The following is a 14,482-nucleotide window of genomic DNA, read 5'->3' as shown; positions in this document are numbered from 1 at the left end:
TTTTATAAAATCTATAAAAGATAATAAAAAACTATATGGAAAGACCGCATTTTGTATAAAAATATACCTTAAGTTGATGGATGTGTGGCGGTACCCCTTATAGCACATTTCATAATCAAGTTATTATGCCATATGAGAATGATTTAACAGTTTCTTAACTATTTCTCAACATTATGTTATAAACATATACGATATAATAATAAGTAATTCTCTTTATTTTACTTCTATATATCTGTTGTTTCCTGTTACAGAATCCTATAAGATTATCAAGACCTAATATTAAAAAAAACATGAAAATAAGCTGTTTAACATATTAGTCATGTACAATATGTTGAACAGCTTATTTTAAACGCAATTCAATAACTTAGTTATCTATTCTTTTTTTAAATATGCTTTTTACAAAATTCTCCTTGTGCTCGGTATATTCATTTATCCCCGTAGAATGCCTCTTTAAATAATCCAATTTTATGTTTATATATTCTTTACGTGCATTTTCATTTGTATTTAAATAATCTCTAAAAAAAATTAAGTTTTTCCATTGCTCTTTTTCAAATTCTACAAGGTGAATATAATGCGTTTTTTTTTCATAAGTGTTATCTGTAAATTTCGCAAATATAATTTCATTAGGTCTTTCTACTCTTAAACGAAGGAATCCAATGCTCTTTAGCCCCTTTATAATGGACGGATTTAATGTACATAAATCATCTACTGCTACTAATATGTCCAAAATGGGTTTTGCTAGCATATCTTTGATTGCTGTACTACCGATATGTTCAATACGATTTTTACTAATATCTGTACATTGGTGTATTTCCTTTTTTACTTTTAAAAATTCTGTACCCCAATCAGCAGTGTATGGAACTACTTTTACTTCATCTTTTTTTAATCCTAATTCCATTCTTTTCTCCTTCCAACATTAGAGATTATTAAATTAATTCTATGATTCACGGTTTAATCCTTCTCGAACTAACTAGCACCCTTTAGTTGAATAAGTCTGGATATGACGTTCCCTTATAAAATAGTTTATATTTTTTTATAAACTTCTGAGTAGACCACTTTTAACTGTTCTCGTAATTCCTTTTTTTCCCCTTCCAACTTCTTAATGCGACGTTTTAAAGAAGCGATGATTGCATCTTTGTTATTGTCGTCTATCTCACGCTTAATTTGTTTTGGTGTACGAGCGTGCACCTGTTGTTGCCGCAGAGTTTCAATTCGTTCGCGCAACTCTTGATTGTTGTACAACGTCGTTTTCGCCACGCCAGCCTCACTCGCCACGCTGTTGAAATTGATGTTCTCATTGGCTCGCACGAGCCTTTGGATAGCTTCATCAACTTTTTGAGAAGTGATTGCCTTCCTGAATGCGTGGATTGATTTCAATTGTTCTTTGCGATCATAATTAGTCATCTCCCACACCTTACTTTCGTTTTATCCGCTCATGTCTACCAAAAATAATATTATCCTCGCGAATATTGTTTAAAATACTATGATAACGTTTTAGATTTCTTTCTTGTTTTTCCACCACATCATGCCGACCATGCTGTTTTGCAATCTCAATGGATTTCGATGTTGTTTTTACATGGAGTTCATACTTCTGTATATCATATTCTGAAAATCCGATTGCTAAGTCCTTACATGGACTTCCGCTGTTACACGTAAGACAAGGAGGGGCTTCCATGTAAGGGCAATCTCCTTTTAATCGCGCATGGCACGTCCCGTACGGGTTATCCATCGCATTTAATTTATGGTCTTGCCAAAGAACTTGTAGGATGTCCCCTGGGATGTCTTCGCCAGCCTTAATTTCTTGCACCTCACCATTCAAATCGAAGCTAAATACGCCTTGGTTGATGACAGATTCAAATGCCTTCCGCTTTGTATCGTCCAACAGTTTGGCATACTGCAAGGTCATTTCTGGGGTAGCGTGGGCTAACAGTTCCTGTACAGTCAAAATATCTGCACCACCATTCAACATTTTTATCGCATAGGTGTGACGGAATTGATGAGTTTTAAAATGAAAAATATCCCCGTTTTCATCTGTGATATTTTTTTGTATTGCTAATGTGTTTAATCGTTCTTGAATCCATTTTTGGCTAAAAGGTCTTCCTTTACGAGAACCACGATAGCGAATAAAAATAAACCCTTCGGGATTATTATCTTCATTGCTATTCTCCTTAGATTCCTGAATGAGAACCGCCAGGATGTTTGCCAATTCGTCGTCAATCGGAATACGATGTCCTTGAACGTAAGTTTTCTCAATATCCGTGACAATGGAGTATTTCCCGTTTAATCGCTCTAAACAATCGGTGGTAAGTGCTAATACATCAGAAATTCGTAACCCTGTTTTATAGGCCACCCACAAAACAGGAATGACATCTTTATGTAACTCGTTGATGTGGGTGAAAAGTTGTTCCAATACAAAGTCAGGAATATATTCAATCTGGTTAATGGATTTTTTTCTTGGTTTTGGTTTGTCCTCTGGAAAGAGTAAGAGTCGTACGTTTGTTTCAGGAGCAATATCCCATTCGTATCGCTGGATATCATTAAGAAATTTCCCTACGACCATTAATGCCTCTAATACATATTTTTCAGGGTGTGCATCCTTCCTTTGTAAGTTATGTTTGGCATATTCGTGCAACCATTCGATATATTTCTCTATGTGTAACCTTTTTAAATCTCTCAAATCTTTCCAAGTAGGCTCCAATGAAAATATAAAATATAGAAACGCAGGTAAAGAATATAAATATATTCTTGCTCTATTCCAAGAGAAATTACTTTTGCTTAAGAGACGTTGCTTAATGTATTTCTTTACTTGCTCACGCATAGTCACTGGTTCAATTTTAGTGAAATTCAAGTAATAATTAGTCGTGCTTTTGTTATAATCAATTCCATATTTATCATGCAACATTCGTACATCCCATAGATTCTTCTCCCATTCCTCACGGGTATCTGTTAGTTTAAACAATGCAGAATGGACATTCCGAAGGAAGTTTGTGACGGGAGATTTAATTATATACTTGCCATGCCTCATGTGTTGTATCGTCCTTTTGGTTGATATCTCTTGTTGTTCTAACCAAAACCACCATTCCCGTTCTGCTTGTTCTATATCCAGATCAAGGAGAGAGTAGAGGCTAGGGTATTTTTCATTGAGAAATCCTGCCATTCTTCGTAACGATGTTACTTGTCCGTGAAAAACACTACTTAATGCCCATTCATCATTGAATAATTTGTGATACCACACATATTTCACTTCCAGTTTGACCACCGTGCTGTTAATTTCAAAATATACATTTCGACTTTTACTTTTGTAGTTTTCTACCATCTTCTGAAACTGTGGAATTTCTCTCAAAAACTCAACATTCCAAACATCATTGACCAAGAAATAGGAGTTCATCACACGTTGGACTGTAATAGAACCATCACCATCTGCCGTTTTTGCAGGATAACTAGACAGCTCATGGTACAATCGTTCATGGAAGCCAAATTGTTCAATTTTTGTTTGTTGTATGTGTTTCATTCTCTCTCACCGTTTTGTTTTGGGAATTGGAATGCATCCTGTGCCTTTTCCCAATCCTTACGGATGTCTTCTTCCGAAGGATGAAGGTATAGGTTCATTGTCGTTTGGATTTGCGAATGCCCTAATCGCTCTTGCACTTGTTTAATATCTTTTGTCTTCTGATAGTACATCGTTGCATGTGTGTGTCGTAATAGGTGAGGGTGAACGTTGTCGATCCCTGTTTTCTTTCGTAACCGCTTGAATAAGGCTTCTACATCACTATACGTCATGGGTTTGCCCACATTCTTCCCACGTAATTTCAAAAACACAAAATTAGTTTCTGCGCCAATTTCATCGATTACTTCGTACAGGTAATCGTCGTAAATATTCATTAATGCTTGTGAAACAAAAATTTCCCGTTCACCTGTTTTCAGTTTCGCGCCGTTCTCTAATTCACCACGATCCGTCAGGCGAATGCGATGCCCGTTTCTATGATCAAAATTGAAATCCTCTAAAAATAAAGAAAGAGCTTCTCCAATCCGTAAACCTGTCTCGAACAGGAGTTGGATGAGGAAGGTATCTCGTATATTCGTTGTTGCTGCCAAGACTTGGTGTACCTGTTCCTTTGTGAGCGTTTGTATCCTCTTACGACGTTCTTTTACCTTCAGCACATTTCGCACAGAAGGCTTATCCTTGTTGATGTGATAAAGGAAGCTCTTGTACCGTTTTCTGCCTTTTGTGAATACCTGGCGCATAAGTTTTTCATTCATATCAAGTAACAACTCTTCATTACGGTATAAGTAGTCATAGAAATTAGTGACGGCAGTGACCGTCAGGTTCACCGTTTTCTCTGATTTCTTTGCCTGTACAGGCTGAAGGGATGCCACTTTTGTACTTTCATACGGATTCTGTAACCATCCCATAAACTCCACTAAGTCCTCTAACCTTATACGTTTATAATCTTTCCCAGTCTTCTGTAAATACAGGAAATACTGTTTTAACCCATAACAGTACGTTTTCTGAGTGTTGCTGCTTTTCCCTGTAACATCCAAATGCTTGAGGTACTTCATCACAGGAGTCACAGGAATGCCTTCTGAATCTACTAATATGTATCTCTTACCTTCCTCTAGTATCACCTCTTGTACACGCATAGCTTCCCACCTCCAAAACTTTTTTACGCTCGGTCTATCGACCTCAATACGCCTCCAGCTACGAGCTTTGTTAATAACATTATGTACATAATAGACAATATTTTGAATGTCTGATTATTCCTTCTATTTTGTATAAAAAAAGAAGATTTATGCTCTATATTGAACATAATATCCTCTTTTAATTATAGTATGTTTAATTCATAAGGGTTCTTTTTTTGTTCCATTTTCTCTTATTTCTTAAGTTGATGGGTATGGGGTATTTTGTTTTATTAGCTTGATAGTGATGGGACGCTACCCAAATAATGAGTATCACAATTTTCTTCTTATACTATCTAAAATAAAATATGTATATTGTTTTATAAAAAACAATTATTTACGACGCCTTCTCTTTGTTTTTTTTCGCTGATTTGTTTGACTATATTTTTTTATATGAGTGCTTTTGCCCTTCTTATAATCAGGTAACTTTAATATAAGAACAGAAATTGTAGAAAAAATGCAAAATATAAGGATTGCTATCATCCAAAGGTTAATGTCATACTCATATAGCTTACTAAAATACTTTTTGCCAGGAGTAATATGGCTTACGTTACTGTCAATTGCTTCGAGGGTGTAAGGAATAACCCAAAAGGAACCAATTAATATAACAATTATTCCAAGAATGAAACTGAATATATGTTTTATCAAGTTCTATTCTCCTTTAATTATATTTATTGTATACGTTCATATAGTATATATGGTTCTGGTGCAAAGATTGTATTTATTTGAAAAAGGTATATAAATTTCTATTGGAATCTATTTTTATAAATGGGTTCTCGCCACATCACAATCAAGCTAAGAAAAGCAAATACCCCGAAACAAGAAAATTGGCATCTCCAGGTGAAAATGTACAATTTTTTATTTTGGGGCGTTATAAAATTCTTAAGTTAATGGGAATGTGGCGGTACCCCATCTAAAACTATTTATCTCCTTTTAATACCTACCATACCGATCCTCTGTCGGATTCCATTTCCCTTCAGTATCATAATTTGGAGATTCAGCAACTCCACAGTTATTCCATAGATAATCAAAACTTGGACGAAGAACTTTTCCAATATCCTCATTCCATGAATTCACTACAACTGAAGGAAGCTTTAAAATTCTGTCTCCTATTTTCCCTCTTGAATATTTCGGATTCATAGAAATAAAATAATCATCAACATCAATAAGAGTAATACTAATTGCAAAAGGAAGTTTAGCCCCTAACTTCTTTAAAGCCATTTTATATTTGGTATCAATAAGATGTAATATATCTCGCTCAAAAGCTATCCCAGGGATGTATTTTTCATATCTTTTACTTAGCATCTCTGTATCAGCAGATTCAATAATACCATTTTTAAAGAATTGGACATACCCAGGAGGATTTCCTTCACCACCAAAATATGGCCCAGTATATGTATAAAAACCATGTTTATTTATTGAATGGTTCCATCCACGAGTGAGAAATGGTTCTAAATTATTTCTTTGTGCTAAATCATTTATATTATACATTTTAGAAGTCGTAACCGCTTCTATAGGAATAAGATGAACAATTAACTTTGAACCGTCAGAAATTTTCGGTGAAGCATTACCTCTCTCTATTTCATTAAGACGCATAGTTACCCATTCACTATACCATTCACCTTGCGGAACATTATCATTCGTATTACTCAGAAAGTAACGGTTATATCCGTCCATAGTTTTATAGACGCTTTCAGCTCAACTCGATTACCACGCAAAATATGGATATTTTTCCATTTAAAGGATTTATTGTTATTTCTAGCGCGTCATTATCCAGATATTAACTTTCCCAAAAGGTACACCTTTAGGAACTACATGAATCCACAAAAAATTAGCGTTCCAAAATATCAAAAATATATTTTATGAACGTTCAAAAATAATAAATACCTTTAGGTACATATTTACTTTTTTTGTAAAAAAACAAACCGTTTAAAAAGGTATAACTTTAAGAATGCAAAAAAAACTCCTTCCACGATTTGTGAAAGGAGTCATCATACTTTGAAAGGGTATTTCCATTTTAATATGTGAGGTAAAAAACCTGTATTGATAAAGTATACTTTTGCAAACGTGTTTAACATTTGTAAATCCGAAATGAGTTTTACAAAAGATACAAAATATTAAACTCATGAGAATCAGTGACATATTATAAATATTGGTGTAAGTTCTGATATCTGCTGTGATAAGGACTTATTTGCATGGTTACTACTCTTTTATGTACAATGAAAGAAAAACATCATATGAGATGGGGAGAGGAAAACCCATGTCCAACCAACAATTAGTGAATTTACGCATTGATTTTGCTTTTAAACAACTATTTGGCACAAGTGGAAATGAAGATATTCTGATTGCTTTTTTAAATGCGATGTTACAGGATTCTTTAGAATCACCTATTGTTTCGTTACAATTAGAAGACCCGCACTTGCACCGAGAACATGAGGAAGATAAATTATCAATTTTAGATATTTCAGCGACATTAGATACAGGAACAAAGGTAAATGTGGAAATTCAATTGAATAATAATCATGATATGATTAAAAGAAGCCTGTATTATTGGGGAAGATTATATACATCTCAATTACAAAAGGGGATGTCTTATAGTTCTCTTCACAAAACCATTACGATTAATTTGTTAAACTTTGTGATGTTTCCAGAATATGAAGCGTTTCATACAACAGGAATCCTATGGAATCAACAACAACAAAAGAAGTTAAGTGATGATATTGAAATTCATATCGTGGAAATTCCCAAATTAATGCAACAGTGGCGTAATGAACAAGTAAATCCCTGGGAGGATTCGTTTGTTCGCTGGTTGTTACTACTTCCAGCGAATGAAGATGAACGATTAACCCAAACATTGGAGGATATTGCGATGAACCAAGACCCGATTTTACAAAAAGCCATGAATAAATGGGAACGTATGAGTCAAGATTCTTCTTTCCGACAAGCGTATGAAGCAAGGGAGAAAGCGTTGATGGATGAAGCCGCAAAGTTTGCTTATGCAGAGCAAAAAGGGATTGAAAAAGGGAAAATGCAACTTATTCGTGGTATGCACAAAAACGGAATGCCAATAGAAGATATTGCAAAGTTTACAAATTTACGTATAGAAGAAATAAGAAATATTTTACAAGCCTAAATGATTAAAGATAACACCTACAAATACTGTAGGTGTTATTTTTTAGTGGCCACCGCCACCAGGGGGATAAGATGTATCTCCCACATTTTAACAAAAATATACGCTAAGCAAATTTTGATTCATTTTCTGTATTTAGTTTATGATTTCTTTTCCTCATACTCCCTTAGTATCTTATATTTATACAAGATTTTATGCAAAAAAGAGTAGAAGGGATCCCTGAAATCCCCTCTATATCAACGATGTATAAAATTATGTATAAGAGATAGATAAACATAGAAAACAGAACACTTGTAAATACAAGGATTCTATGAAAATATTTGCTACCGATAATGAGACGTGATGTTAACTTTACATGAATATAGTATGCATATGTTTCCTCACTACCTTTATGTGGTAAAATTAATTTGTTGGAATATTCGAATTTTACCGTAGGGGGATAGAAAATGAATCAAATTGAAAAGATTACAAACGCAGCGATGAATGGAGATATGCCTACAATACAAGAAATCCTGAATGAAAACCCTGATCTTGTTAATACTTTTAGTCAAGATGGATGGACACCTTTACATTTGGCTTCTTATTTTGGAAAAGAAGAAGCAGCTAGATTATTATTATCATTAGGTGCTGATATTCACGCACGAGCAAAAAATAGTAATGAAAATATGCCTTTGCATGCAGCAGTAGCAAATAAACAAGTAAAGTTAGTCGAATTACTGATTAAAAACGGCGCTGACATTAATGCAAAACAAAGTGGGGGATGGACAAGCCTTCATGAAGCAGCCTTACTAGGAAATACAGAAATTGTAGAATTATTGATTAAAGAAGGTGCTAATATTCAATTAAGAAAAGATGATGAAAAAACACCTCTTGATATTGCCTTAGAAAAAGAACAAAGTGAGGTAGTAAATCTTATTAAACAACATATAAATACAGCATCATAATGAAAAGAACAATAAAAAAACCTAATAATATTATTAGGTTTTTTTATTTCCAATAACGAATTTTATGTAAATAAGCTGTCCATATGGACAGCTTATTTTATTTTTTTGCTTAGTGTGGGGTTTTTCCGAAATGATGGTGGTACCCCATGCCCATCAACTTAAGAAAACAAATCCACCCCATAACGAAAAAATGAGCTTTTATCATAAAATTTCGTTATGGGGGTAGTTGTATTTTCTTAGCTTGATAGCGATGTTTCCGTACCCCAATTTATGTGTTTCAGAGGATAGCAGATATATGATTGTGTGACAAAGTCTTGTTTATACAGCAAGGCTTTTTCTTGTGTGTGACAATGCTATTTCAATGAGTATATCTTGACTGACCCCTAAACGGAGTTAGAAACTCTTAACGTGGTTATTTTCCAAAATATTGGCTATTCCCCTATTTAAAATGTGATACGATTATATATAAGATAAAAAATGGAGGAGAACTACATGGATAACCAATTAATGTCATTATCCTTTTCAATGGAAGCAAATAAAGGTGTTTATGCTTTGTTATTGGGTTCTGGAATATCATATTCAGCTGACATTCCTACCGGATGGGGGATACTTAAAGAATTATGCAGGAGAATAATGGAGTTAAATGGAGAGACACATGAAGATTCGATTCAATGGTATCAAAATTACTATGGTCAATCTCCAGCATATGATGAGGTAATTGAAATGCTAGCTAAAACTTCAACTGAAAGAGTGGGCTTATTAGCTGAATTCTTTGAACCAAAAGAAGGCGATGAAGCTTATGTAAAAAGGCCAACAAAAGCACATAAAGAAATTGCAAAGCTAGTGAATGATGGGTATATCAAAGTAATAGTAACTACAAATTTTGATCGATTGATGGAGCAAGCTTTAGATGAATTAGATATTCAATACCAAACCTTATATCACGAATCAGATATAGCTGGGATGAAACCTTTGACGCATGCTAATTGTACAGTATTAAAAATTCATGGTGACTATAGAGACACTAGATTTAAAAATGTCAGTAATGAATTGCAGGAGTATCCCCCAGTCTTATCAAATTTGTTAAAACAAATATTTGATGAATATGGAATTATTACGTCTGGTTGGTCTGCAGAATGGGATACTGCATTAAGGGATACTATAAAATCAGTAAAAGGGCGCCGTTATTCTTGGTATTGGCATGCTTATAATGAAACACTATCTGAGCAAGCAGAAGCATTATTAAAATGGAGAGATGGAATTAAGATAGTAAATGGTAATGGGGCTGATAGCTTCTTTAGTCTACTTTCTGAAAACGTAGAAAGCATCTCTAAATTGAAGAAATCTAGTCCGGAAAACATACAGATGAAAATTAATAAATTAAAGAAATTTATTACAAATGACTTAGAAATTGAATTATATGAGATGATTACAGAAGAAACTCAAATGTTAGTTCAATTCATTAAATCATTAGATTTCAATGTATCCGCAACTTCCGTGATTATGAAAGAATATGTGGAAAAAATTAAAGAGAAATCACGAACGTTATCTATAATGTTAACAATACTAACCTATTATTCGAGAAATAAAAAACATGAATCAATTATTACTGAAACTTTAGAAAGACTAACTACTGCAATGGCGCAGGAAGGTATAACTACATTTATTTGTTTATCAAAACTGCCAGCAATAATTGGTCTTTATAGTGCTGGGATTGCTGCAGTCATGAAAAAAAATTACAAACTATTAAACAAATTATTTACGGAAATAAGGGTAAGAACAAACTTATATCGCCCAGAAACTTTCTTAGGATTCACCGGATCAAGTGGTGATATATATATTGCTTTTAGAAGTTTATATGAAGAAAGATTGCATCTTCCTTTTGAAACAAAGTTTATGCAACCTTATATGTGTGATATCTATGCTAATAGTAAACTTACATTTGATGAACAAGAATTGAATGACCATTATGATATCTTTGAATTGCTACTTACTTTAAAACATCGTCATTTAAAAATAAATAGGCTTTTTAGCGGAATGTTTGGTTTTAAATATGACAAATTATACATTGAACATTTCTTAAAATCTGGAGCTGAAGAGAAAGAGAATTGGCAGGTGCTAGAATTATTTGATAATAGCATAGAGAGTTTTACAAATTCATTAGAAATATTAACTGGAGATTTAAACAGCGAGGCTTATTTTGATGGACATCAATTATTAAGCGCCTATCAAACTGGTATGAAATCAGAAGGCGTGTAAATTTATATAAAACTCTTGTATAAGAAGGGTTCTTTTTTATTCATAAAGGTACACTTTTTCGAAGTAAGTACAAGAAAATAGCCTGAAATTCCCGAAATTATATCTTCTTGAACTACCCGCCACTTGACTACGCTTGAGGTGGGGAAGTTCAAATAAACATTTAACTATTTATTTTACAAATTTTGAACTGATAAAAAAGCTATCTTATTCAAGATAGCTTTTTTATTGTTCTAAAATTCCTCTTGGCGCCACTTCATTTCTGACTTGCACTTTCTTCTTCGCTCGAATTAATGTACTTTTACTAATGCCAGTTATTTCTTCAACTTGCTTATAGAGCTATCGCCGCATCGCCATCAAGCTAAGGTTTTGAAGTATCCCCTAAATGAAAATTTTCTTTCTCTACAGTTAGTTATTTTGAGAAGTCAGCGTATTTTTTTCTTGGGGGTATTTACTTTTCTTAAGTTGATGGGCATGTGGTGCTATCTCATAATACATATGAGAATGATTCAGCCATTTCTTAACATTTTCTCAATATTACATTATACATATATAAGATATAATAATAAGTAATTCTCTTTATCTTATTCCTATATATTTGTTGTTTCCTGTTGCAGAACTCTTATGATAAGGGTTCTATTTTTCATCCCAAAAGGTACACCTTTATATAGAAGTACGGATAAGTTTTTTTGTTCACGAAAACCCTTAAGTTATGAAACTGTTTTGAAGATCTTTGAAAAGCCTCTATTGGTAAATAATATATCACTGTGATCTAGTTTTACACGTAACACGACTGAATCCTAAAATGATACAGTACCTTTAATTAAAACTCACTAACGTTCTGCATATTTTCTGCACGTTGTACAATCGCACGAATAGAAGTACGAAGAATTGGATTAATTTGAGACAAATTCCCATTTTGAATAATTTTATCAGCATGTTTAGAATTGCTCCCTGTTAAGAATTCAGCAAACGGTTCTATATTATCTGGATTAATTCTTCCCCTAATAATGGATTCCATCCATGTTTGGGCATTCCATTGATCATATTCAAAAGAAATATTCCACAATTCTTTCAAACAAGTTAACCTTGCTACTGTGAACGGCAAGATATTATATAAGTTATAAAAAAACCTCGCAAAATCATCTAAATATCTAAATGGCCATCCATACTGATTATAACATTCATGTAAATGGTTAGTAAAAGCTTCTAAAAATGTTGAAATTTCTTCTTTTGCATAAGAAGTATATGCTTCAAGGTTTTCAACTTCCCTAAATAATTCTACAATTGGTTCTAAATAATCAACAAAAACATGATTAATCACATTTCCTTCTAGAACCATTTTATGAAATTCACTCCAATTTATTTGCTCTTTATTATTTTCCGTATATTGCTTCATTGTTTCATATGATGTTAAAAGAGTTTCGCTCTGCATATAAATAGCTTTTAATTGTTCATAATGGGTAATAAACTCATTAATATCTTGGTGACGCTTTTCTGGATTCTCAGATACTGCTTTTGAAATCAAACCATAAAACCCCACTGTTGGCTCTATAATAAGTGGATTTTTTGCGGTCAATATAAAATAAAGGAGTTTGCCTAAAGAGTAGATATCACTTTTCACAGTAGCACTTTTTATATTTTCGTATTGTTCAGGTGCAACATAATAAATTTGTCCATAAGATCCCACCGACTTTGAAAAATGAGATAAACTATTTGTATCTTTTCCAAGTCCAAAATCGCTAATTTTAACTTGAACATTTTGATCTTTAATAAATATAAGAACATTATTAGGAGATAGATCACGATGTATAATAGTTCTTTCATGAGCGTATTTCATTCCTACTAATATCTGATCGAAAATCATTATTTTTTCTTGTAGACTAATTCCACTATTATATTTAGTGATGTACTTATGAAGATGATAATCAGCTAGCGGCATAGCATAGCGATATATCTGCTTTGCATTATCACACTCCATGTCTAAACATGGAATTATGTATGGACATTCTTTTAATTCTTTTAGAAGAGATATTTCCCGTTTAAATCGATATATATAATCTGAATTTTGAACAAACTCTTTCTTTAATTGTTTTAGAGCAACTGTTTTTTTAAATTCATTCTTTGCTTTCCAAACATCACAAAAATATCCGCTTCCTTTTACACTTAATATCTGATAATCCAATATAATTCCCCCTTTATCTTTAATTAAGAACTTATTTACTAAATTTGCAACATGTATTTCAAAAAAAATATAGAAAGCTAATTTTTAAAATAACTTCTTAACTTTATGAGATAATGACAGAGATGCTACCATAGACCGCAAAGTAGTACTTATAAACTACTAAGTTTCATTACCAGAAACCATGTCCTAAAATGTATGTAGTTTTAAGTGAACCCTTCCGATACATCCGTAAAAGTACGCCTTTTAGAATGTGTTTAATATTTGTAAATTAAAAATGAGTTTTACAAAACATACAAAATGTTAAACTTATAAAAGCCATTGATATCATGCGCAAATGCTGATATCAATGGCTTTTTGTATAGATATGTAGCAATCAGTTTTACAAATTATAAAAAATCATAAGCTTAGTTTTACTTTTTACCAACAATATGTCTGTAAAATTATCTTTCTTGTCCCTCTGTTTGATTGGCTTGGAACTCCATTTTCAGCGCAATACTATCCCCCTGGAACACGTTTTGATCCATTCCGTTGTCTTCAAATATAAACCTCATCCAAAACCAATCCATTTTCCCAGATTTTAATCCCCCTGTTTCAGCCCACTTAGAATGAAATACTTTTTTTGAGGCAATCTCTGGACTTTGTGATTTTAGTTCTGCAAGAGTTGTTTCGTATACAGGGCTTTTTGCTGGATCCCAATCCCAAAGAAATTGTACTTTAATATGTTTACCGAAATCTTCTGTATTATTATTTTGTTTTAAATCGTTTACAGTATAGTCTATTTTCATCATGATATCTTTAATGTCTAATGTACCACTATTTGTTAAATTGAATTTCTTTAATATTCTATCTCCGGGTTTCAAATTTCCTAAGTTAAGTGAAGTAGTTGGTTGCATAGTTAAATCCAATGTACCTGCAGCAAATGTATTATTTGTTACAGCTTGATCGCTAAAATATGCATATGTTCCCCCACCAATTAAAGATAAACCAAGAGCTGCTGAAACCACTCCAACACCTAATTTCTTTTTCAATGACATTTTTTGTTCCTCCCATATCATTTTTATAATCTTTCTCCCTAATCAACCTAAAAGGTCCCTTTAATCCAGATATATCATAAAATGTAAAAATTTTATATTAAAATCAGAAAATCCCTTATTGAGAAAATTATGTTGTTTTCTATCTTCCATAAATAAAACGTCCCAAAAAGTAAAGTTTTTGGGATGCTGATATTTACCAAACGATTTGAATGTCACTTTAGGAGATAATTTGCACTAATTTTAAGTGTTCTTTAGC

At 32.9% G+C, this 14,482-nt stretch carries 11 protein-coding genes; 3 read left to right on the top strand and 8 right to left on the bottom strand.

Features of this window, described 5'->3' with window-relative positions:
• Positions 1 to 364 precede the first annotated feature (364 nt).
• The 6 genes from BLV40_RS26800 to BLV40_RS26770 form a co-directional block, all read right to left on the bottom strand.
• On the bottom strand, positions 365 to 898 hold the full coding sequence (locus BLV40_RS26800) for a GrpB family protein (protein ID WP_002139634.1): 534 nt from the start codon (positions 896 to 898) through the stop codon (positions 365 to 367).
• 125 nt (positions 899 to 1,023) lie between these two features.
• A complete protein-coding gene (locus tag BLV40_RS26795) occupies positions 1,024 to 1,404 on the bottom strand; it encodes a DUF6262 family protein (protein WP_090695639.1) in 381 nt (126 codons plus the stop codon).
• Between the two features lie 10 nt (positions 1,405 to 1,414).
• Positions 1,415 to 3,511 (bottom strand): tyrosine-type recombinase/integrase, encoded by a 2,097-nt coding sequence (locus BLV40_RS26790; protein WP_090695638.1) that lies wholly within the window; start codon positions 3,509 to 3,511, stop codon positions 1,415 to 1,417.
• A complete protein-coding gene (locus BLV40_RS26785; protein ID WP_090695636.1) occupies positions 3,508 to 4,641 on the bottom strand; it encodes a tyrosine-type recombinase/integrase in 1,134 nt (377 codons plus the stop codon). The genes BLV40_RS26790 and BLV40_RS26785 overlap by 4 nt, the downstream gene beginning before the upstream one ends.
• A gap of 369 nt (positions 4,642 to 5,010) precedes the next feature.
• On the bottom strand, positions 5,011 to 5,325 hold the full coding sequence (locus BLV40_RS29545; protein ID WP_090695634.1) for a hypothetical protein: 315 nt from the start codon (positions 5,323 to 5,325) through the stop codon (positions 5,011 to 5,013).
• 285 nt (positions 5,326 to 5,610) lie between these two features.
• Positions 5,611 to 6,354 (bottom strand): hypothetical protein, encoded by a 744-nt coding sequence (locus BLV40_RS26770; protein WP_244525465.1) that lies wholly within the window; start codon positions 6,352 to 6,354, stop codon positions 5,611 to 5,613.
• Positions 6,355 to 6,889: 535 nt separating this feature from the next.
• On the opposite strand from BLV40_RS26770, the gene BLV40_RS26765 reads away from it, so the two are divergent.
• The 3 genes from BLV40_RS26765 to BLV40_RS26755 all read left to right on the top strand — a co-directional run bounded on the left by BLV40_RS26765 (position 6,890) and on the right by BLV40_RS26755 (position 11,010).
• Complete coding sequence (locus BLV40_RS26765; protein WP_078205440.1) at positions 6,890 to 7,810, top strand: Rpn family recombination-promoting nuclease/putative transposase; 921 nt, start codon at positions 6,890 to 6,892, stop codon at positions 7,808 to 7,810.
• A 443-nt stretch (positions 7,811 to 8,253) separates the two neighbouring features.
• Positions 8,254 to 8,751: an ankyrin repeat domain-containing protein gene (locus BLV40_RS26760; protein WP_090695629.1), complete on the top strand. Its 498-nt coding sequence runs from the start codon at positions 8,254 to 8,256 to the stop codon at positions 8,749 to 8,751.
• Positions 8,752 to 9,243: 492 nt separating this feature from the next.
• Positions 9,244 to 11,010, top strand: a complete 1,767-nt coding sequence (locus BLV40_RS26755) for an SIR2 family protein (RefSeq protein WP_090695627.1) — start codon at positions 9,244 to 9,246, stop codon at positions 11,008 to 11,010.
• A gap of 820 nt (positions 11,011 to 11,830) precedes the next feature.
• Here the strand turns inward: BLV40_RS26755 and BLV40_RS26745 are convergent.
• Positions 11,831 to 13,192, bottom strand: coding sequence for a serine/threonine-protein kinase (locus BLV40_RS26745; RefSeq protein ID WP_170833722.1), 1,362 nt, complete (start codon positions 13,190 to 13,192; stop codon positions 11,831 to 11,833).
• Positions 13,193 to 13,632: 440 nt separating this feature from the next.
• A complete protein-coding gene (locus BLV40_RS26740; protein ID WP_090695621.1) occupies positions 13,633 to 14,226 on the bottom strand; it encodes a TasA family protein in 594 nt (197 codons plus the stop codon).
• Between the last annotated feature and the right edge of the window lie 256 nt (positions 14,227 to 14,482).

Source organism: Bacillus sp. 166amftsu (assembly GCF_900107445.1).
Lineage (GTDB): Bacteria > Bacillota > Bacilli > Bacillales > Bacillaceae_G > Bacillus_A > Bacillus_A arachidis.
This window is presented reverse-complemented; position numbering and strand designations above follow the sequence as displayed.

Excerpts from the sequence above, each read along its gene's own strand:
- BLV40_RS26785 (WP_090695636.1), bottom strand. The coding sequence starts at position 4,641 with ATGCGTGTACAAGAGGTGATACTAGAGGAAGGTAAGAGATACATATTA.
- BLV40_RS26800 (WP_002139634.1), bottom strand. The coding sequence starts at position 898 with ATGGAATTAGGATTAAAAAAAGATGAAGTAAAAGTAGTTCCATACACT.
- BLV40_RS26795 (WP_090695639.1), bottom strand. The coding sequence starts at position 1,404 with ATGACTAATTATGATCGCAAAGAACAATTGAAATCAATCCACGCATTC.
- BLV40_RS26765 (WP_078205440.1), top strand. The coding sequence starts at position 6,890 with ATGTACAATGAAAGAAAAACATCATATGAGATGGGGAGAGGAAAACCC.
- BLV40_RS26760 (WP_090695629.1), top strand. The coding sequence starts at position 8,254 with ATGAATCAAATTGAAAAGATTACAAACGCAGCGATGAATGGAGATATG.
- BLV40_RS26770 (WP_244525465.1), bottom strand. The coding sequence starts at position 6,354 with ATGGACGGATATAACCGTTACTTTCTGAGTAATACGAATGATAATGTT.
- BLV40_RS26740 (WP_090695621.1), bottom strand. The coding sequence starts at position 14,226 with ATGTCATTGAAAAAGAAATTAGGTGTTGGAGTGGTTTCAGCAGCTCTT.
- BLV40_RS26790 (WP_090695638.1), bottom strand. The coding sequence starts at position 3,511 with ATGAAACACATACAACAAACAAAAATTGAACAATTTGGCTTCCATGAA.
- BLV40_RS26755 (WP_090695627.1), top strand. The coding sequence starts at position 9,244 with ATGGATAACCAATTAATGTCATTATCCTTTTCAATGGAAGCAAATAAA.